Source organism: Halomonas sp. BM-2019 (genome assembly GCF_017584085.1).
On sequence record NZ_CP071922.1, the window covers coordinates 2,061,086 to 2,078,597 of the forward strand.

At 71.5% G+C, this 17,512-nt stretch carries 15 protein-coding genes; 9 read left to right on the forward strand and 6 right to left on the reverse strand.

Annotation, left to right across the window (positions count from 1 at the left end; genetic code table 11):
• The 4 genes from J5F18_RS10240 to J5F18_RS10255 form a co-directional block, all read left to right on the forward strand.
• Positions 1 to 1,078 (forward strand): hypothetical protein (locus J5F18_RS10240; protein ID WP_346302131.1); only part of this gene is annotated, 1,078 nt, incomplete at its 5' end.
• The gene (locus tag J5F18_RS10245; RefSeq protein WP_346302132.1) at positions 1,075 to 2,193 is read left to right on the forward strand and encodes an ABC transporter permease; all 1,119 of its coding nucleotides are present in this window, start codon (positions 1,075 to 1,077) and stop codon (positions 2,191 to 2,193) included. The genes J5F18_RS10240 and J5F18_RS10245, both read left to right, overlap by 4 nt.
• The gene (locus tag J5F18_RS10250; RefSeq protein ID WP_346302133.1) at positions 2,190 to 4,265 is read left to right on the forward strand and encodes a dipeptide/oligopeptide/nickel ABC transporter permease/ATP-binding protein; all 2,076 of its coding nucleotides are present in this window, start codon (positions 2,190 to 2,192) and stop codon (positions 4,263 to 4,265) included. Before J5F18_RS10245 ends, J5F18_RS10250 begins: the two co-directional genes overlap by 4 nt.
• The gene (locus J5F18_RS10255; RefSeq protein ID WP_346302134.1) at positions 4,258 to 5,238 is read left to right on the forward strand and encodes an ABC transporter ATP-binding protein; all 981 of its coding nucleotides are present in this window, start codon (positions 4,258 to 4,260) and stop codon (positions 5,236 to 5,238) included. The genes J5F18_RS10250 and J5F18_RS10255 overlap by 8 nt, the downstream gene beginning before the upstream one ends.
• 93 nt (positions 5,239 to 5,331) lie before the next feature.
• On the opposite strand, the gene J5F18_RS10260 is transcribed toward J5F18_RS10255, so the two are convergent.
• Both J5F18_RS10260 and J5F18_RS10265 read right to left on the reverse strand, forming a co-directional pair.
• On the reverse strand, positions 5,332 to 6,381 hold the full coding sequence (locus J5F18_RS10260) for a M14 family metallopeptidase (RefSeq protein ID WP_346302135.1): 1,050 nt from the start codon (positions 6,379 to 6,381) through the stop codon (positions 5,332 to 5,334).
• On the reverse strand, positions 6,369 to 7,808 hold the full coding sequence (locus J5F18_RS10265; protein WP_346302136.1) for a glutamate-cysteine ligase family protein: 1,440 nt from the start codon (positions 7,806 to 7,808) through the stop codon (positions 6,369 to 6,371). Before J5F18_RS10265 ends, J5F18_RS10260 begins: the two co-directional genes overlap by 13 nt.
• A 306-nt stretch (positions 7,809 to 8,114) precedes the next feature.
• On the opposite strand from J5F18_RS10265, the gene J5F18_RS10270 reads away from it, so the two are divergent.
• Together J5F18_RS10270 and J5F18_RS10275 are read left to right on the forward strand one after the other, a co-directional pair.
• Positions 8,115 to 8,657 carry a PH domain-containing protein gene (locus tag J5F18_RS10270; RefSeq protein WP_346302137.1) on the forward strand — a complete coding sequence of 181 codons (543 nt, stop codon included), beginning with the start codon at positions 8,115 to 8,117 and terminating at the stop codon, positions 8,655 to 8,657.
• The gene (locus J5F18_RS10275) at positions 8,654 to 10,228 is read left to right on the forward strand and encodes a PH domain-containing protein (RefSeq protein ID WP_346302138.1); all 1,575 of its coding nucleotides are present in this window, start codon (positions 8,654 to 8,656) and stop codon (positions 10,226 to 10,228) included. Before J5F18_RS10270 ends, J5F18_RS10275 begins: the two co-directional genes overlap by 4 nt.
• Here the strand turns inward: J5F18_RS10275 and J5F18_RS10280 are convergent.
• The 4 genes from J5F18_RS10280 to J5F18_RS10295 form a co-directional block, all read right to left on the reverse strand.
• A complete protein-coding gene (locus tag J5F18_RS10280; protein ID WP_346298559.1) occupies positions 10,170 to 10,583 on the reverse strand; it encodes a glutaredoxin in 414 nt (137 codons plus the stop codon). The genes J5F18_RS10275 and J5F18_RS10280 overlap by 59 nt on opposite strands.
• A gap of 82 nt (positions 10,584 to 10,665) precedes the next feature.
• On the reverse strand, positions 10,666 to 12,624 hold the full coding sequence (locus J5F18_RS10285) for a hypothetical protein (protein ID WP_346298560.1): 1,959 nt from the start codon (positions 12,622 to 12,624) through the stop codon (positions 10,666 to 10,668).
• 5 nt (positions 12,625 to 12,629) lie between these two features.
• Positions 12,630 to 13,784 carry a ChaN family lipoprotein gene (locus J5F18_RS10290; RefSeq protein WP_346298561.1) on the reverse strand — a complete coding sequence of 385 codons (1,155 nt, stop codon included), beginning with the start codon at positions 13,782 to 13,784 and terminating at the stop codon, positions 12,630 to 12,632.
• Between the two features lie 120 nt (positions 13,785 to 13,904).
• Entirely contained in the window at positions 13,905 to 14,375 is a 471-nt protein-coding gene (locus tag J5F18_RS10295; protein WP_346298562.1) for a YbaK/EbsC family protein, read from the reverse strand.
• Between the two features lie 212 nt (positions 14,376 to 14,587).
• On the opposite strand from J5F18_RS10295, the gene J5F18_RS10300 reads away from it, so the two are divergent.
• The 3 genes from J5F18_RS10300 to J5F18_RS10310 are packed head-to-tail and all read left to right on the forward strand — an operon-like array spanning position 14,588 to position 17,155.
• Positions 14,588 to 14,929, forward strand: coding sequence for a hypothetical protein (locus J5F18_RS10300; protein ID WP_346298563.1), 342 nt, complete (start codon positions 14,588 to 14,590; stop codon positions 14,927 to 14,929).
• A 31-nt stretch (positions 14,930 to 14,960) separates the two neighbouring features.
• Positions 14,961 to 16,094 carry an OpgC domain-containing protein gene (gene opgC, locus J5F18_RS10305; protein WP_346298564.1) on the forward strand — a complete coding sequence of 378 codons (1,134 nt, stop codon included), beginning with the start codon at positions 14,961 to 14,963 and terminating at the stop codon, positions 16,092 to 16,094.
• A gap of 8 nt (positions 16,095 to 16,102) precedes the next feature.
• Positions 16,103 to 17,155, forward strand: coding sequence for a serine hydrolase (locus J5F18_RS10310; RefSeq protein ID WP_346298565.1), 1,053 nt, complete (start codon positions 16,103 to 16,105; stop codon positions 17,153 to 17,155).
• The last annotated feature ends 357 nt before the right edge of the window (positions 17,156 to 17,512 follow it).

Consider the following 17,512-nt stretch of genomic DNA (forward strand, 5'->3'; position numbering starts at 1 on the left):
TACGGCGCGCACCCGGGTGCGCCTCCACTACGAGCCCGAGCTCTTCGCTCGGCAGTGGCACGATGGCTCCTCGCTCTCGCCGGCCGACATCGTGCTGCCCTGGATCCTCGACGCCGAGCGCGCCAGCGAGGCGAGCCCGCTCTTCGATCCCGCCCACCTGCCCACCTTCGAGGCCTTCCGGCGCCACTTCCGTGGCTGGCGGATCCTCGCCACCGAGCCGCTGGTGATCGAGGTCTACAGCGACCAGATCTTCCCCGATGCCGAGAGCCTGGTGGCCGCCCGGGCGCCGAGCCCGCTGCCCTGGCACGTGCTGATGCTGGGGATCCTCGGCGAGCGACGCGGCGAGCTGGCCTTCTCCTCCAACAAGGCCGACCGCCACGGCGTCGACTGGCTCAGCCTGGTGGCCGGGCCCAGCCTGCCGGCCCTTGCGCGCCTGCTGGAACAGGCCAGGGAGGCGGCCACGCTGCCCTACGACGAGGCCCTGGCCGGCTGGCTCGCCCCGGGCGAGCGGGCGGCTCGCTTCGCCGCGCTTGGCGCCTGGCACGAACGCCACGGCCACTTCTGGGTCGGCAACGGCCCCTACCGGCTGCACTCGGTGCATCCGGTGGAGGGCAGCGTGGTGCTGCGCCGCTTCGAGGGCTTCCGGGACCCGGCCGATCGCTGGCTCGGCCTGAGCCGCGCGCCCATCCCGGAGCTGGTGCTCGACGGCCCCCTGGTGGTGGCGGCGGGGGAGGCCGAGCGGCGCAATGGCCTCGCCGCCGGCGGCGGCGAGGGCCGCGAGGAGGCCGAGTTCCGCCTGACGGTGACCGTGGAGGGGGAACCCTACCCCGAGGAGGCGATCGGCGAGGTGCGCTACCTGCTGTTCGACGGCCGCGCGGCCCTGGCCCGCCGTGGCCAGGCCCGCCCCCTGGGCGACGGCGTCTGGCAGGTGGTGCTCGATGACGAGACGCTGGCGGGGCTCGGCAGCGGCGCCAACAGCCTGGAGCTGGCGGTGACCAGCCACCGGGTGGCGATGCCCTCCTTCGCCTCCCACGTGTTCGCCACCGTTCCGCCCCCGGGCGAGGAGCCGCCGCCATGACGCCCGACGCCTCGTCCCGCCCCCTGCTGCGTCGCGCCCGGCTGCGCGACCTGCGCCACCTGCTGCTGTATGCCGTGAAGCGGCTCGTCGCGCTGCTGGTCACCGTGCTGGTGGGGGTCTACCTGACCATCGTGGTGGCCAACATGGGCGGCCAGGTGGATGAGCTGCGCCTGGTGCAGATCAGAAGCGAGGTGACCGAGGCGGTGCGCGCCGATCCCGCCTTCTTCGACCTGCCCGGCGAGGAGCGCAACGCCCTGGTCGAGCGCCAGGTGGCCCTGGAGGTGGAGCGGCTGCGCCTCGATCAGCCCTTCGCGATTCGCAGCCTGGACTACCTGCGGCGGGCCATGAGCCTCGACCTGGGGCGCGCCGAGCAGATGCACAGCGACCGCGGCTCCCGCGAGGTGCGCGACATCATCACCGAGCGCCTGCCGGCGACCCTGCTGCTCTTCGGCAGTGCCAACCTGCTGGTCTTCTTCACCGCGGTCCTCGCCGCGCTGCACCTCTCGCGGCGCTACGGCAGCGCCCTGGATCGCACCGTGATCGCCCTGGCGCCGAGCTCGGCGGCGCCGGGCTGGTTCTACGGCATCTTCCTGATCCTGCTGCTGGCCTTCCTCTTCCCGCTGCTGCCCGCCGGGGGCATGGTCACCGCGCCCCCGCCGGAGAGCCGCCTCGAGTACGCGGCCAGCCTGGTGCGCCATATGCTGCTGCCGGTGGCGGCCATGTTCCTGTCGTCGATCTTCGTCTCCATCTACTCCTGGCGGACCTTCTTCCTGATCCACGCCAGCGAGGACTACGTGGAGATGGCCCGCGCCAAGGGGCTCTCCTCGCGGCGCATCGAGCGGCGCTATATCCTGCGCCCCACGCTGTCGCCCATCATCACCAGCTTCCTGCTGATGCTGATCGGCCTGTGGAGCGGGGCCATCATCCTCGAGCAGGTGTTCAACTGGCCCGGGCTCGGCTCGCTGCTCTTCCAGGCCATCGGCCATCGTGACACCCCGGTGATCATCGGCGGCGTGGTGATCTTCGCCTACCTGCTGGCGGCCACCGTCTTTGCGCTCGATATCCTCTATGCGCTGCTCGACCCGCGGGTGCGGGTCAGGGGAGGACGGTCATGATCGGCGGGCGCGGCCGTGATGCCTGGCGGGAGCTGGCCCGCTACCCCTCGGCCCTGCTGGGGGGCCTGATCATCCTGCTGCTGGTCGCCGTGGCCCTCGCCACGCCGCTGATCGTCCCCTACGGCGAGGCCCTGGAGCGCTGGCGGGGCGGCGAGATGTGGCAGCGTTACCCGGTCAATGCCGCCCCGGCCTGGGTGGACCGCCTGCGCGGCGGCCAGGCCGCGCGCACCCAGGTGGTGGTCGCACAGGCCAGCGAGGTGGAGGAGATCCCCTTCCCGGGCGGTCGTCGCCTGCGCATGCCGCTGACCTTCGACTATGCCTACGGCGGCTTCCCCAGCGAGATCAACCTCTTCCTGGGCGCCGAGGGGCATGCCCGCCCGCCCTTCGCGCGGCTCACCTGGGAGACCCCGGACGGCCGCGAGATTGCCCTGGGCGGGCGTCGCATCGGTCGCCAGGACCGGGTCTCGATCTCCCAGGATCGCGCCCTTGAACGGCGCCTGGGCGGCCTGGTGCCGCATATCGGCCTGCTGGCTCGCTCGGTCGAGGGGGAGCAGGGGCGCGCCGAGCCGGAGGTGCTCAATGGTCGCTACCGCCTGGTGCTCGATGCCGTGGTCTTCGATGAGCGGGCGACCCTCGACGCCGAGCTGGTCCTCTACGGGCGGGTCCACGGCATCGCCGGCACCGACCACCAGCGCCGCGACCTCGGCCTGGCGCTGCTCTGGGGCACCCCGGTGGCGCTGGCCTTCGGGCTGATCGCCGCGGTGGGCACCACCCTGACCACCCTGGTGATCGCCGCCGTCGGGGTCTGGTACCGCGGCTGGGTCGACGCGGTGATCCAGCGCCTCACCGAGGTCAACATGATCCTGCCCGTCCTGCCGATCCTGGTGATGGTGGGCACCCTCTACTCCACCAGCATCTGGCTGATGCTCGGGGTGGTGGTGCTGCTCGGCATCTTCAGCGCCGGCATCAAGACCTACCGCGCCATGCTGCTGCCGATCCGCGAGGCGCCCTATATCGAGGCGGCGCTCGCCTATGGCGCCTCCAACGGGCGCATCATCATCCGCTACATGCTGCCGCGCATCCTGCCGGTGCTGATCCCCACCTTCGTCACCCTGATCCCCACCTTCGTGTTCCTGGAGGCGTCCCTGGCGGTGCTCGGCCTCGGCGACCCCGAGCTGCCCACCTGGGGCAAGGTGCTCGGCGAGTCGGGCTGCGGCAAGAGCTCCCTGGCCCGGGCGCTGATGCGGCTGCTGCCGCGCAACCTGGCCCACCACGGCGGTCGGGTGTGGCTCGGCGATACCCTGATCAGCGAGCTGCCCGACGAGCGCTTTCGCCGTGAGGTGCAGTGGTCGCGCCTGGCACTGGTGATGCAGGCCTCCATGAATGCCCTCAACCCCGTCATCAAGGTGGGCGAGCAGGTGGCCGAGCCGCTGCGCGAGCTCAAGCGCTGGCCCAGGCGCCGGGCCCTTGCGCGTGCCGCCGAGGTGTTCCAGCGGGTGGGGCTGCCGCTGGACTTCATGGCCCGCTATCCCTTCGAGCTCTCCGGTGGCATGCGCCAGCGGACGGTGCTGGCCATGGCGCTGGTGGCCGAGCCGGAGCTGGTGATCCTCGACGAGCCCACCTCCGCCCTGGACGTCCTGACCCAGGCGGCGATCATGAACGTGTTGAAGGAGATCAAGCGCGACCAGGGCACCAGCTTCATCCTGATCACCCACGACGTGGCCACCTCCAGCGAGCTGGCCGACCGGGTGGCGCTGATGTATGCCGGCGAGCTGGTGGAGGCGTGCAGCGCGGCGCGCTTCTTCGGCGAGCCGGCCCACCCCTATTCGCGGCTGCTGATGGCCAGCGTGCCCCGGCTCCACGAGCGCAGCCGGCCGCGGCCCATCCCCGGCCAGCCGCCGAGCCTGCTCGACCCGCCCGGGGGCTGCCGTTTCGCCGCGCGCTGCCCCGAGCGCTTCGCCCGCTGCGCCGAGCCGCCGCCGGCCTTCGTGCCCGCCGGCGGCAGCGGCGAGGGGCGCCACCGGGTGCGCTGCTGGCTGCATGAGCCGAAGGGGGGAGGCGAGCATGGCTGAGTCGCCCCTGGTGGAGGCCCGCGGCCTGCACACCTGGTTCGAGCTGCGCCAGTGGGGCTTCCTGCGGGTGGGGGCGGTGCGCGCGGTGGATGACGTCAGCTTCACCCTGGCCCGCGGCGAGGCGGTGGCCTTCGTCGGGGAGTCGGGCTGCGGCAAGAGCTCCCTGGTGCGCACCCTGCTGGGGCTGCATCGCCCGACCCGCGGCGAGGTGCGCGTCGAGGGGGCGTCGCTGGCCGCGCTGAAGGGCGCGGCGCTCAAGGCGTGGCGGGCCCGGGTGGGCTATGTGCAGCAGGATCCCTTCGGCGCCCTGCCGCCCTTCCTGGATGTGCGCCGCCTGCTGGCCGAGCCGCTGATCGTCCATGGCGTGCGCGACCGCGCCGAGCGCGAGCGGCGGATCCACGCGGCCCTGGAGGAGGTGCGCCTGACGCCGGTGGAGGAGTTCCTCGGCAAGTTTCCCCATATGCTCAGCGGCGGCCAGCAGCAGCGGGTGGTGATCGCCCGGGCGCTGATCCTCGAGCCGGCGCTGGTGATCGCCGACGAGCCGGTGTCGATGCTCGACGCCTCGGTGCGGGTGGAGATCCTGGAGCTGTTGCGGCGCATCCAGCGCGAACGGGGGCTGACCCTGGCCTTCGTCACCCACGACCTGGCCACGGTGCGCCACTACGCCGAGCGCATCTTCGTGCTCTACGCCGGCAGGGTGGTGGAGCGCGCCCCCGTGGACGACCTGCTCGACGCCCCCCAGCACCCCTACACCCAGGCGCTGCTGGCCGCGCTCTCCGACCCGGACGCCGCCAACGCCACCCGCCTGCGCGAGGTGCCGGGCGGCGAGCCGCCGAGCCTGATCGACCCGCCCACCGGCTGTCGCTTCCACCCGCGCTGCCCCCATGCCATGGCGGGGCTCTGCGACCGCGACGACCCGCCCGACTTCGAACCCCGGCAGCGCCACTTCTCGGCCTGCTGGCTGCACCGCTGAGGCGATGTCGGGTCGCGCAGGGGAGCGAGGGGCAACCGGGATAGCTCCGGCCCAGCGAGGTTGGGAACGGAACGCCAACCGCGATAGCCCTGGTTACGGGGCGTTGTCCCGGTGAAGGGGGTAGGGCTCCATGATGTAGCACAGGCAGTCCTGGTAGATCACGCTGATGTTGCGGGTCAGCATCGACAGCACGCAGGGGCGCCGGGTCAGGATGAACTCGCCCTGGTAACGCAGGTAGTGGGTGGTGACATTCCTTCCGTCGTTGTCGGTCACGCACAGGCCGCGGGCGTTTGGCGAGCGCCAGCCGATCGCGGTGTCCGCGTCTAGCCGGCGAAAATTCAGCGCCTCCAGGTCATCGGGGAAACACAGGTCGTAGCGCTCCAGCTGATAGCCGAGTCCGATCCGGTCGGCATCGTCTACCCTGACCGTGGCGATCGTATGCAGCAGCTCGAAGTCGGGCTCCGGGGGCGTGGCATCGAGAGCCGGGGCGGCGAGCAGCTCGGTGATCAGGTGCACCACCCGGCTGACACCCTCGGCGGTGCCCGAGAGGCCACACTCCAGGGTCGCCGCGGGACACAGCCGTGACAGCGCCACGCCCAGCACCTCGTGGGGTTGCGTGAAATAGACCATCACGGCGCTGAAGCGCCGGGCGAGGCGAAGGTAGCGTGCCTCCAGCCGGTTGACGCAGCCGTAGAGGGGGTTCCAGCCGCTGTTGTTGTGGACATCCAGTGCCGCAAAGAGGGGCTGACGTCGCAGCTCGTCGAGCAGCTCATCCGCCAGGCGGCATTCGGGGTGCTCACCCCCGGCCCAGATGCGATTGTAGTCGGGCTGTCCCGGCAGTCGGCGAACGCCGTATCGGGCGGCCTCGATGTTGCCCACGAACAGCCACAGGTCACGGGGCAGGGGGCGGCGCCGGTGCTCGAAGTCCTTGAGCAGCTGCTGGACGGCGAGCAGGCCGGACACCTCGTTGCCGTGGAGCAGGACCGAGACAAACAGCGGCGGCCGGCGCTCCCCGCGCAGGCGGATCAGGGTGGGGCCCTCGAACAGGGTGTCCAGCCGGTTGACCGGGCAGTCCAGGAAGCCTCGGGGCAAGGCGTCGAGCCGACACAGGCGTGAGTGGCGGGCCGGGTCTAGAGAGTCCATTGGTGCACGGGTCGCTGACTGGCCTGGTGTTGGTGATAGGCGCGGGTGAGATGGCGGAAGTCTGCGCCGTGCCGCGCGATAAACTGCTTCTGCCAGGCGGCGCCCGTCTGGCCGCTGCGAATCCGTGGCGCCACGATGTCGTGCAGGTAGGTGTCGATATCCTCCGCGGCGATGCCCAGTCGCGCCAACGAGTCCGCCGCGGCCGGGAGCAGCTCGTCGAGCAGCAGCCGACGGAGGTCGTGTTCGTGGCCGTCCAGCCAGAAGACCGTGGCGGCCAGGCCATGCCGGGCGGCCTGATAGAAATTGGCCAGGGTGTGCTCGAAGGGCAGGCGATGCTCCGGGGCGTCCTCGAGCTGGGCGAAGTGATGAACCAGGCCGTAGAACAACAGGATATTACCGACCACGTCGGGCAGTGAGGGCCCCGCCGGGGTGACTCGGTGTTCCAGGCGCAGGGTGGGACGCCCTTGCCCGTCGAAATCGAGCAGCGGCCGGTTCCAGCGCCAGATCGTGCCATTGTGCAGGCGGAGATGCGCCAGCCGCGGGGACTCGCCGGGCATCAATTCGGGCAGCAGCACGGGGAAGGCGTCTCGGTTCTCCCGGAATAGCTCCATGACCGAGTGCTCCAGGTAGTGGGTGCCGAACGTCACCCGCTCGACCAGGTGTCCCTCGCGGTCACAGAAGGCCGGCACGGACACCGATTGCTCGAACAGCGGGATGCGGGTTTCTTCCCAGAGTTCATGGCCGAAGAGATAGGGCGAATTGGCGCAGCTTGCCACCATGGGCGCGGCGAGCACCTGGGCCGCGTTGAAGAACCTCACCGCATGGGCTTCATCGACCTGAACATGGATCTGCAGGGAGGTGGTGGCCGCTTCGGTCATGACATCATGATGGATCACATTCAGTCGGTCGTGGTCGCCGCTGATGTCGATGCGCAGCGGTGAGCCCCGGCGGCTTTCCAGCACCCGCTGATTGAGGGCGTGATAGCGTTGCAGGGGCGACATGTTGGCCACCGTCATGACATCGTCCTTCAACGTGGGGAGGATGCCGATCTGCAGGGGAATCAGCCCCAGGTGTGCGCCGTGTCGCTCACAGCGACCCCAGATCGCGCAGAGCTGGCGGTGAATCTGCTGAAACATCCGGCCGTGCCGCGGTTGCGGCTGGGTGTGGATCTCGAAGTTGAAGCGCGACAACTCCGCCACCACCAGGGGGTCGTTCAGGGCCTGCAGAAAGCTTTCGTTTTCCGGCGCCGGCTGCCAGTTCCGATCCAGCAGCCAGCCCTCCAGTTCCAGCCCGCACACCCCGGTGTCGGGAGCAAAGGTCCCGTCCCGGAACCACTGCTCGAGCAGCCGGGTCTCGTCGTCCAGGTGCTCGCTGAAGGACTGGAACTCTGCTTCGGTAAAGGTGGGGTGGCTGATTTCCTGGCCCATGCGCAGAACTCCGCGGGCGTGTTCACGGGCCGTCGTTACGCAGTACCAGAGCGCTACACAATGCCTGAGAACGACGCAACACCAGAGAACTACGCAATACCTGTGAACTCAGATGCAGTACCAGAGAACCTGGATGCAATACCAGAAGATAACCGCAGTACCTCAGAACATAGGTGCTCAGGTATACACGGGCAAGACCATCAGTCGTTCTGCCCAGTGGGATCCCCCGGGTCTCGTGCAACAGTAACAGGCCGCGATGCGGACAGGCTGCCGGCGCGCTACCATCGCCGAAACCCAGGAGACACCGTGCTCTTTTCCAACCCCTCCCTCGACCCCGAGACCCTGCCGAGGCTGGAGACGGCACCGCTCACGCCGGTGTCGCCCCGCCTGGCGCCCTGCCAGGCCCTGCTGGTGCTGGTGCGCTGGCTGGTGATCACGGCGGTGGTGCTGGTGTTCCCGGTACGCGACGAGGCGCTGGCCCACTGGCAGCCCTGGCTCGCCGCCGCGACGGGCGGGCTGGGCCTGATCGCGGTGACGCTGGGCTGGATCGAGGCGCGCCGCCGGGCCTACGGCCTTCGCGAACATGACCTCATCTATCGCCGTGGCCTGCTGGTGCGACGCACCCAGGTGCTGCCCCTGGTGCGCCTGCAGCATGTCGAGACCCTGAGCAACCCGGTCGAACGCGCCTTCGGGCTGGTACGTCTGGCCTGCTTCACCGCCGGGGGGCGCGGCGCCGACCTGCTGCTGGAGGGCCTGCCGGCGTCACGGGCCGAGGCGGTCAAGCAGTATCTGCTGGCGCGGCTGGCGGAGGGGACTCCGGCGCCTCCCCACGCGGCGGAGGAGCCATGAGCGAGGCCCCCGAACCCGCGGCGGGCGCCGAGCGCGCTCTGGCCCATTGGCAGCGGCTCTCGCCCTGGGCGGTGGGGCTCTTGCTGGTCACCTCCGGTGTCTCCCTGGTGCGCCAGCACCTCCCGCTGCTGCTCGGGGCGGGGGCGGGGCTGGCGCTGGTGGAGCGCGTGGGACTGCGTGAGGTGGGGCTGGGCGCCGCGCTGCTGCTGCTGGTGGCGGCGCTGCTGAGCCTGCTCTACTACCGTCGTTTCCGCTTTCGGCTCGACGGGGAGGTGCTGGTCATCCAGAAGGGGCTCTTCGAACATCGCGAGTTCAAGGTGGCGGCCCGCCATGTCCAGCACATCGCCGTGCACCAGCCGCTCTATCTGCGTCCCTTCGCGGTGGTGCAGTGGCAGGTGGAGACCCTGGCCGGCGAGGCCTCGCGCATCGAGCTGCCGGGCATCCGCCGCGAGCTGGCCGATGCCCTGGGGCGAAGGCTCCAACTGGGCGGCCGGGCGGAGGCGGCGTCTGCGCCGCCGGCCGAGGGGAGCGACGGGGCGAACCGGCCCGGGTCGCGGGTGCGCTATGCCATCACGCCCCGGGCGCTGGTGCTGCATGGCCTGACCAGCCGTTCGATCTATGTGATCGCCGCCATGCTCTCGCCGCTGGTGCGGCCAGTGGAGCGCTGGCTGCAGGAGCACCTGCCGCATCTCGAGCTGCGTGCCTGGCTGCCCGATTCCCCCCTGGCGGCGCTGGGCCTCGGCCTGGTCGCCGTGGTGGCGGTGCTGGCGCTGTTGGCCGTGCTGGCGGCCTGGTGGCGCTTCCACGGCTATGTGCTGCGCGACCACGGCGAGCGGCAGGTCCAGGTGAGCGGCCTCTTCCATCGCCAGGAGCAGGTGCTGTCGCTGGCGCGCCTTCAGGTGGTGGAGTGGGTGCAGACCGGCCTGGGCCGCGCGCTGGGGCGGGGCTACCTGGTCTGCCATCAGTTCGGGGGGCTGGGCGGTGACGCCGCCGAGTCGCGGCGTTTCCTGGTCCCGGGCCTGACCCCGGCCGAGGGCGAGGCCCTGGTCGGGGGGCTCTGGCCGGGGAGCGGCAGGCTGCCGTCGCTGGAGCGGGTGAGTCGCGTCTATCCTCGGGTGCTGTTCCTGCGCACCCTGCTGGGGCTGAGCGCGGGCCTGGCGGTGCTGGTCTGGCTGCTGGGGCCGGAGCGCCTGCCGCCCTGGGCCTGGGCCCTGCTGGCCGTCGGCTCGCTGGGGCTGGCGGCGGGGACGGCGCAGCTGCGCTGGCAGGCGGTGGGCTGGGCGCGGCAGGGGGCCTTCCTGTTCGTGCGCCAGGGCCTGTGGAGCCAGCGCACCAGCGTCTTCCCGCTGCGCCACCTGGTTTCGCTGGGCGTCCAGCAGAGCTGGCTGCAGCGCCGGCGCGGGGTTGCCACCCTGCAGCTCTATCTGGCCAATGGCCGGCTGACCCTGCCGTTCCTGGAGGCGCCGCTGGCCTGGGCGCTGGCCGACCGCCTGCTGGCCAGCGTGGAGGGCGTTACTGGGGGCTCACCTGCGGGCTGGCCTCGCCGAAGCGACGATGCAGCCAGGCATTGATGGCGTCGGACTCGTAGAGCCACTCGGTGGGCCCGTCGTCCCGGGTGATCTTCAGGCAGGGGACCTTGAGGCGCCCGCCGCCCTCGGCCAGGGCCTGGCGGTGCTCGAGGTCGAGCTGGGCGTCGCGCACCTCGATCGGCAGCCCCAGGCGGGCGATCTCCTTGCGTACCTTGACGCAGAAGGGGCAGGTGCGGAACTGGTAGAGGGCCAGGCTTTCGCAGGTGCGCTCGACCTCGGCCTGGGCCTCGGGGCTGCGCTCGATGGCCTTGGGGGTGGAGAGCTTCTCGGCGATCAGCACGACCGGCGCCAGCACCAGGCGCAGGCCGCGGAAGAAGGTGCGGATCAGGATTCGCATCGGTTGGGTTGACCTCGGGGATGGTGAAGTGAACGGTGCCCATGATGCCTGGCCGAGCCGCCACTGGCCATCCCCGCCGGGCCTATCGCTCGAGTTCCACGCGCAGCGGATTGTCGCCCGCCGGCCAGGTGCCGGCGTCGCGGGTCTCGCCCTTCGCGCCCAGCACCAGGTAGCTGCGCTGGCCGTGGTGGCGCAGGCGGGCGGCGAGCATCGCCAGCGCCTCCGGGTCGTCGCCGCTGAGCAGGCCGATGGGCCGCTCGGGATGCATCCAGACGCGCGCTCGGCCGGCCCGTTCGAGCCCTTCGCGAGGCGGCGGCGGGGCGGCGAGGCCCTCACGTTCTCGCCATTCAGCCAGCGCCTCGGTGGTGCCCACCACCAGTAGCGGGGTGTCATCCCTCTCCAGGCGAGGCGCGGCGGCCTCGGCCGGCAGGGCCTCGAGGGGGCGCCCCAGGGCGCGGGCGGCCAGCGCCTCGGCGCCCGGCGACAGGGCCATCAGGCGGGTGTCGGGGTCGACCAGCAGCCGGCGCAGCACGCTGGGCAGCTCGCCGGGGTGGCGCAGCAGCTGGGCCTCGGGGTCCACCGCCAGCGCCCGCGGCTCGTCTGCCAGCGGCAGGGTGAAGGGCTGGCGCTCGGTCTCCATCGGCTGTACCCGGGTCAGGGTATCGGCCTCGGTCTCCACGGCCAGGGGCACCGCCAGGGGCCAGGGGGCCTGCCCGCCGCGCTGCACCAGCTCGCCGCGCAGCCAGAGGGTGTCGCCGTCCTCCTCGAGCTCCACCGCCTCGAGGGCGAGTTCGGGGCGGCCGGGGCGGTCGCGCCAGGCGGCGAAGAAGGGGGCGAGCTCCTCGCCGGCGGCCGCGCTGAAGGCGGCCTCCAGGGCCTGCCAGTTTGCGGTGCGGTGCATCCAGTCGCCGGCCAGCTCCCGCAGGGCGGAGTCGAAGGCAGCATCCCCCAGCCGCTGGCGCAGCATATGGAAGAGCAGGGCGCCGTGCTGGTAGCCGATCAGGCGGCCGGCCGGGTCGGGCCCGCCGCGAAACTCGCGCAGGCTGGGCGTCTGCGCCGCCGGCAGGGCGGCGAGGTCATGCAGCCAGCCGCGGCGCAGCGCGGTGTCCTCGCCGGCAGCCTCGGCCACGGCGTGGTCGGCCAGGTAGGTGGTCAGCGCCTCGGCCCAGTTGCCGTCGGCATAGTCAACCCGGACGCCGGCGCCCCACCAGGCGTGCATGATCTCGTGGGGCAGGGAGGTGTCGGGGATGAAGGGCAGGGGAATCACGCGCTCGCCGAGCAGGGTGAAGCCGGGAAAGGCAACCCCCACCGGTGCCGGCGAGGCGGCGATGCTGAAGCTGGCGAAGGGGAGGGGGCCCAGCCGCGCCTGGAAGGCGCCGAGATGGTGCGCCGCCCGCTCCAGGTAGGTCGCGCCGAAGGCGGTATCCAGGGCCTCGGGGAAGAGCACCCGCAGGGTCACGCCGTCCACCTCGCGCTCGCGCAGCCGCCAGGGCCCCGCGGCGACCTCCAGGTCCCGGGTGCGGGGGTGGTGGAAGCGCGCCCGGATGCCGTCCGCCGCTGCCTGCTCCTCCACCAGCGAGCCGCTGCCCAGCGCGCGTTGCCCCGGCGGCGTGTGAATCTCCAGCGACAGCGGTCCGGCCGCTTCGACCAGGTCGGGGTACCAGCCGCTCCGGGTGGGCAGCAGGGTGCCGGCCTCGCCGATGGCGAGGCGCGCCCCGCGCCCCGTGTCGGGAAGCGTCCCCTGCCAGCGCAGGCTCAGGGTGGCGTCGCAGGCGGGCACGTCCCAGTGGCCGTCGCGGTCCCGCGCCAGCCTAAGCGCCTCCTCGCCGCAGCGAGCCTCCTGCACGTCGAGCCCCTCGAGCAGCGCGAAGCGCCCGCCCTGCGGGAGCGGCTGCAGCAGCTCGCCGGCGAGGCGGCGTTCGGCGGGGTCGAGGTTAAGCCTGAGCTGCCGTTCGGGGCCGGGCGTCTCCCCCCAGGCGGGAGAGGCCAGCAGGACACCGAGCATCCCCGGCAGCAGGAGGGCGCGGCGTGGCGTCGACATCGCCCTCAGCGGCCCTCGTCGCGGAGCGGGAAGCGGGCCAGCAGCTCCTCGGTGGCGCCATTGCGGGCCACGGTGAGGGGCAGCAGGGTGCCCGGGGTCTGGCGCCGCACCAGGTCGGTGAGCTCGCCGGGGCGGCGCATGGGGCGACCGGCGGCCTCGATGATCAGGTCGCCCTCGGCCAGGCCCAGCGCCTCGGCCAGGCTCTCCTCCACCACGCGGACCACCCGCACCCCGCCCTCGGCGGCGGCGATCAGGATGCCCAGGCGCTGGGGCTCGGGGGGCTCGAAGGCGGCTTCGTCACCCAGGGTGAAGAGGGCATCGGCGAGCCCCGCCGGCGGCTCGCAGTCGGCGTCTCGGCGCCACGGCAGCAGGCTGCTGGCGTCGTCGATGCCCAGATCGGTGAGCTGGTGAGGGACGCCGTGGCCGTAGCGGACATGGCCCTGGCCCATCAGTCCCACCACCAGCGTCGTCTCCTCGGCGGCCTCGGCGAGGCCCTGGGCCATGGCCCGGTCCCACACCAGCTGGGCGTCGATGAAGCGCTCGAGGCCCGCCTCGTGGTCGCCAAGGCTGGGATGCTGGGCATAGACCGCGGCCAGCGCCTCCCGGTAGCCCGCCGAGGCTGGCGCCGGCGGAGTGATGGCGTGGCGTTCCGCCGCCGGGACCGCCTCCCAGCCCTCGGTGGTGAGCCGCTGGCGCAGCGCCGGGGTGACGTTGAGGGCCAGCAGGGGAAGGCGATGCATTCGCGCGAAGTGCAGGATCGGCAGGTAGAGCTCGGGGGCGTAGCCCCAGGCGCCGAGCCAGTCGCTCTCGGCCAGGAAGGCCGCCTCGTCGAGTTCGCCGGCCACCCAGGCGTCGAGCGCCGGCTGGGCCTCGCGGGGCAGCATCTCCAGGCCGATGGCCATCTCGGGCTGGCGGGCGTGCAGCCCGGCCAGGGTGTGGAGCTGCCAGCGATGGTGGGCCAGGCGTTCGTGCTCTTCGCCCAGCAGCACCACCCGGTGCTCGGCCAGTTCGGCCATCAGCTCGGCGGTGTCGATGACCTCGCCGTCGCGCTGCCACTGGCCGGGGGCGGGACAGGCGTCGGCCGCGGCGGCGGCGGGCAGGCCGGCGAGGAGCAGGGCGAGGAGGGGGGCGGCGAGGGCATGAGGGTGGCGATTCGGCATGGGGTCTCCTGAGGGGCGACGGCCTCCTGGCCGCTACCATAGCGCACTCGGCGTGCGGTCAGGAAAGGGCCGCGATCAACGTGGATCGCGGCCCGGCAGACAGCAGGCCAGGAGCCTGGCTCAGTAGTGGCGGCTGAAGCGCCCGTGGGGGCTGCCCTGCATCAGGCGGTCGAACTCCCGCCCGCTCATGTGCACCAGGGTCTCGTGGTCGCCGGCATCGAAGTAGATGTCCGGCTGATGCCGCAGCATGTCGTCCACATAGACCTGCAGGCCCCAGGCCTGGCCCACCGGGGTGGTGGCCCCGGGGTCGCAGTCGCGGAAGTGCTCCTGGATCTGCTGCTCGGAGGCGAGCGCGACCTTCTCGTGGATCATCCGGGAGAGCTGCTCGAGATCGGCGTCGCAGCTGCTGGGCACCACGGCGACGCGATAGCCGGAGTCGCTGTGGAGCATCACCGCCTTGGCCATGCGGTCACCGGAGATGTGGGACTTCTCGGCGATGCGGCTGGCTGTCGTTTCGCGGGGGTGGGGGAGCTCCTCGAAGTCGATATCGCAGGATCTGAGGTACTCCCTGAGGGTCATCGGCATGGTCATGGCACTCTCTCCTCCGGCCCTAGGGGCCGGCTCCATCGGTGATTGCCTCCCTTCCTGTCGTTGCGGGCATCCTGTCTTCAGGATAGACGCTCGGCGCCGAGACACGCAGGATCCTGGTCATCGTCCAGGGCGGGAGGGCGCCAACTCGAGCGATTTCCCGATACACTCTGTTCAGGTGAACGATGCGTCGACGGGGCTGAGGAGGCAGCATGATGAACGGGCTGAGAGGCGGCGTCTTCCTGATGGCGGCTGTCCTGGCAGGCTGCGGCGGTGACACCCGAGCCAGCGAGGTGCCCCTGGCGGTACTCGCCGGCAATCCGGAAGCCCACGACGGCAGCCGGGTGGCGACCGAAGGCGTGGTGCGCCACTTCGAGGAGCCGCTGCACTACTGGATCGAGGACGAGGATCTCAACCGGGTCGAGATCTTCCCCCACGACGAGATCGCCCCGCATCTGGGCGAGCGGGTGCGAGTGGAGGGCGAGTTCGCCTTCTCCCGGGGGGAGGGGCGCCGCCTCACCCTGGAGCGTGTCGAGGTGCTCGCACCCGCGGACTAGCCTAGTGGGCTGATATCAAGGAGAGCCAGAGATGCAAGGGAAGGCCATCCAGCGGCGGCTCGCCGAGCGCCCGGTGCTGCCCCGGGCCGAGGGGCGCATCGCGGCGATCGACCTGGCACGGGGCATCGCCATCGCGCTGATGATCGTCAGCCACGCGGTGAGCGGGCTCTATGGCATCCGTCAGTTGCCCGACTGGGGCCTGGTGCCGGTCCACCTGCTCACCAAGTTCTCCTCCTCGCTCTTCATCCTGGTGTTCGGCATCGCCCTGGCCGTGGCCTTCCTGCCCCGGGTGGGCGAGGCGGACTGGCCGGCACGCCGCCTCAAGCTGGTGCTGCGCGGCCTCGAGGTGTTCTTCTGGTACAAGGTGCTCACCGTGGTGGAGATGATGGCCATTTTCCCGCGGGAGGAGATCCTCGACGCCCTGCTCTACCAGCGCTTCCCGATCTGGGTCGAGATCCTCGGCTTCTACGCCATCGCCCTGCTCTGGCTGCCCTGGGTGCTGCCGCTGTGGTGCCGGCTGCCGCTCTGGTCGCGGTTGCTGCTGCCGGTGGCCATCGCCCTGGCGTCGGCCTGGCTGGAGCGCCACGCCACCTTCTGGGGCATCGAGCCCTTGAAGGCGATCCTGGTGGAGGACGCCGACCACTACACCTGGGGCCAGCTCTCGCGGCTGCCGCTGGTGCTGCTGGGCCTGGTGATCGGCGAGGCGCTGCTGCGCGGCTACTGGACGGCCCAGCGTGGCCGGGTGCTGCTCGCCATCGCCGGCGGTGGGGCCTCGATGCTGCTGGCCTTCTTCGCACTGGCCCTGGTCGCACCGGAGGCCACCATCCACGATGCCCTGATGGCGGTGGCGCGCAACGTCGGCAAGCACCCGCCGGAGCTCGCCTTCATGTTGTTCAGCCTGGGCGGCGCCCTGGTGATCCTGGCGCTTTGCCTGCAGGGGGGAGCGGCGGCGGCGCGCTGGCTCAAGCCGCTCACGCTGATCGGCGGCGACGCCCTCAAGGCGTTCATCTTCCATATCGTGGTGATCTTCGGGGTCTTCCGCTACCTGCTGGAGGCCTGGCAGGTCTACACCTACCCCCAGGTGCTGGGCATCGGCGTGGCGCTGGTGCTGGGGGCCGCCGGCTGGATCGCCCTGACCCGCTGGTTTCGGGAGGCGCGCGGATGAGACAGGCGATGGCAGCGCTGCTGGCCGCCATGTGGCTCGCGGGCCTGCTGCTGGCCAGTCCGGCCCTGGCCGGCCCCGCCTGGGGCCCAGCGCTCGCGGCGGAGTTGGCCGCCCTGGAGGCCGAGGGCCACGATGAGATCGGGCTTCACGTGCGGGAGCTGGGCACGGGCGGCGAGCGCTTCGGCTGGCGCGATGACGAGACCTGGTACCTGGCCTCGCTGGTCAAGCTGCCGGTGGCCGTGGAGCTGCTGGCGCGGCGCGAGGCGGGCGCGCTCTCCCTGGACGAGACGCTGGTGCTGCGCGAGTCCGACTACGTGGACGGCGCCGGGCCCACCAACTGGGCGGAGCCCGGCACGACCCTGACCCTGCGCGAGCTCCTCGAACCGATGCTGACCGAGAGCGACAACACGGCCACCGATCTGCTGATCGCCCGGCTTGGCCTTGCCACCGTGAATCGTCGCGCCGAGCGCCTGTCGGGGAGCGGGCTTGGCCCCATCACCACCCTGCTCGAGGTGCGCCGCGAGGCCTACGGGTGGCTCCATCCTGGTGCCCGGGCGCTGACCGGCATGGATTTCATCGCCTTGCGCCGGGTCGAGGAGGACGAGGCGCGCCTCGACGCCCTGGCCGAGCGGCTGGGGGTGCCAAGCAGCGACCTGGCGCTGCCGAGCCTCGATGCCGCCTTCGCGGCCTACTACGCAAGCGGGCTGAACGCCGGGCGCCTGGACGCCTTCGGCGCACTGCTCGCCGCCATCGGCGAAGGGCGGGCGCTGGGCCCGGCGGCCACCGCCGAGCTGCTGACCATCATGACGCGCACCACCAGCGGCGAGGCGCGGCTCAAGGCGGGCCTGGGACACGAGATCCGCTTCGCCCACAAGACCGGCACCCAGCATCGGCGCAGCTGCGACGCGGGCATCGCCGCCCACGGCGAGGGCAGCGCCGAGCGGCGCTGGGTACTGGTGGCCTGCACTCGCGGCGAGCGCGATACCGAGCGCTCCGAGGCGACCCTTCGCGAGCTGGGACGGGCGCTGCGCCAGTCGGGCGTGTTCGGGCCCGAAAGCTAGCCGGGCGTGTTCGGGCCCGAAAGCTAGCCGGGCGTGTTCGGGCCCGAAAGCCAGTCGGGCGTGTTCGGGCCTACAGGCTAACCCCCTGACGGGGCTGGGAGGGGCCGCGGGGCCTGTCCAGGCCCCCTACCAAAGTCTAGCCTGGCAGTGCCTCTTTTGCGTTGACAGCCTTCGTTCCTGGACCTAATCTCACCCTCAGAGTTACCGGTAACAATTACCGGCAACTATCCCGGCCGCCCAGTCGCCAGTTCATAGCCAGCAGAGCAGAGCCAGCCACCCACGCCGCTCTCCCACGCCATCACCGACAGCAGCCATTCACAACCGGCCATCCGCCATCAAGAACAACCACTGGAGATT

What these genes read in the sequence shown, in the direction of transcription:
- J5F18_RS10245 (WP_346302132.1), top strand. Translation starts at nt 1,075, where the DNA reads ATGACGCCCGACGCCTCGTCCCGCCCCCTGCTGCGTCGCGCCCGGCTG.
- J5F18_RS10250 (WP_346302133.1), top strand. Translation starts at nt 2,190, where the DNA reads ATGATCGGCGGGCGCGGCCGTGATGCCTGGCGGGAGCTGGCCCGCTAC.
- J5F18_RS10255 (WP_346302134.1), top strand. Translation starts at nt 4,258, where the DNA reads ATGGCTGAGTCGCCCCTGGTGGAGGCCCGCGGCCTGCACACCTGGTTC.
- J5F18_RS10260 (WP_346302135.1), bottom strand. Translation starts at nt 6,381, where the DNA reads ATGGACTCTCTAGACCCGGCCCGCCACTCACGCCTGTGTCGGCTCGAC.
- J5F18_RS10265 (WP_346302136.1), bottom strand. Translation starts at nt 7,808, where the DNA reads ATGGGCCAGGAAATCAGCCACCCCACCTTTACCGAAGCAGAGTTCCAG.
- J5F18_RS10275 (WP_346302138.1), top strand. Translation starts at nt 8,654, where the DNA reads ATGAGCGAGGCCCCCGAACCCGCGGCGGGCGCCGAGCGCGCTCTGGCC.
- J5F18_RS10280 (WP_346298559.1), bottom strand. Translation starts at nt 10,583, where the DNA reads ATGCGAATCCTGATCCGCACCTTCTTCCGCGGCCTGCGCCTGGTGCTG.
- J5F18_RS10285 (WP_346298560.1), bottom strand. Translation starts at nt 12,624, where the DNA reads ATGTCGACGCCACGCCGCGCCCTCCTGCTGCCGGGGATGCTCGGTGTC.
- J5F18_RS10290 (WP_346298561.1), bottom strand. Translation starts at nt 13,784, where the DNA reads ATGCCGAATCGCCACCCTCATGCCCTCGCCGCCCCCCTCCTCGCCCTG.
- J5F18_RS10295 (WP_346298562.1), bottom strand. Translation starts at nt 14,375, where the DNA reads ATGACCATGCCGATGACCCTCAGGGAGTACCTCAGATCCTGCGATATC.
- J5F18_RS10300 (WP_346298563.1), top strand. Translation starts at nt 14,588, where the DNA reads ATGAACGGGCTGAGAGGCGGCGTCTTCCTGATGGCGGCTGTCCTGGCA.
- opgC (WP_346298564.1), top strand. Translation starts at nt 14,961, where the DNA reads ATGCAAGGGAAGGCCATCCAGCGGCGGCTCGCCGAGCGCCCGGTGCTG.
- J5F18_RS10310 (WP_346298565.1), top strand. Translation starts at nt 16,103, where the DNA reads ATGGCAGCGCTGCTGGCCGCCATGTGGCTCGCGGGCCTGCTGCTGGCC.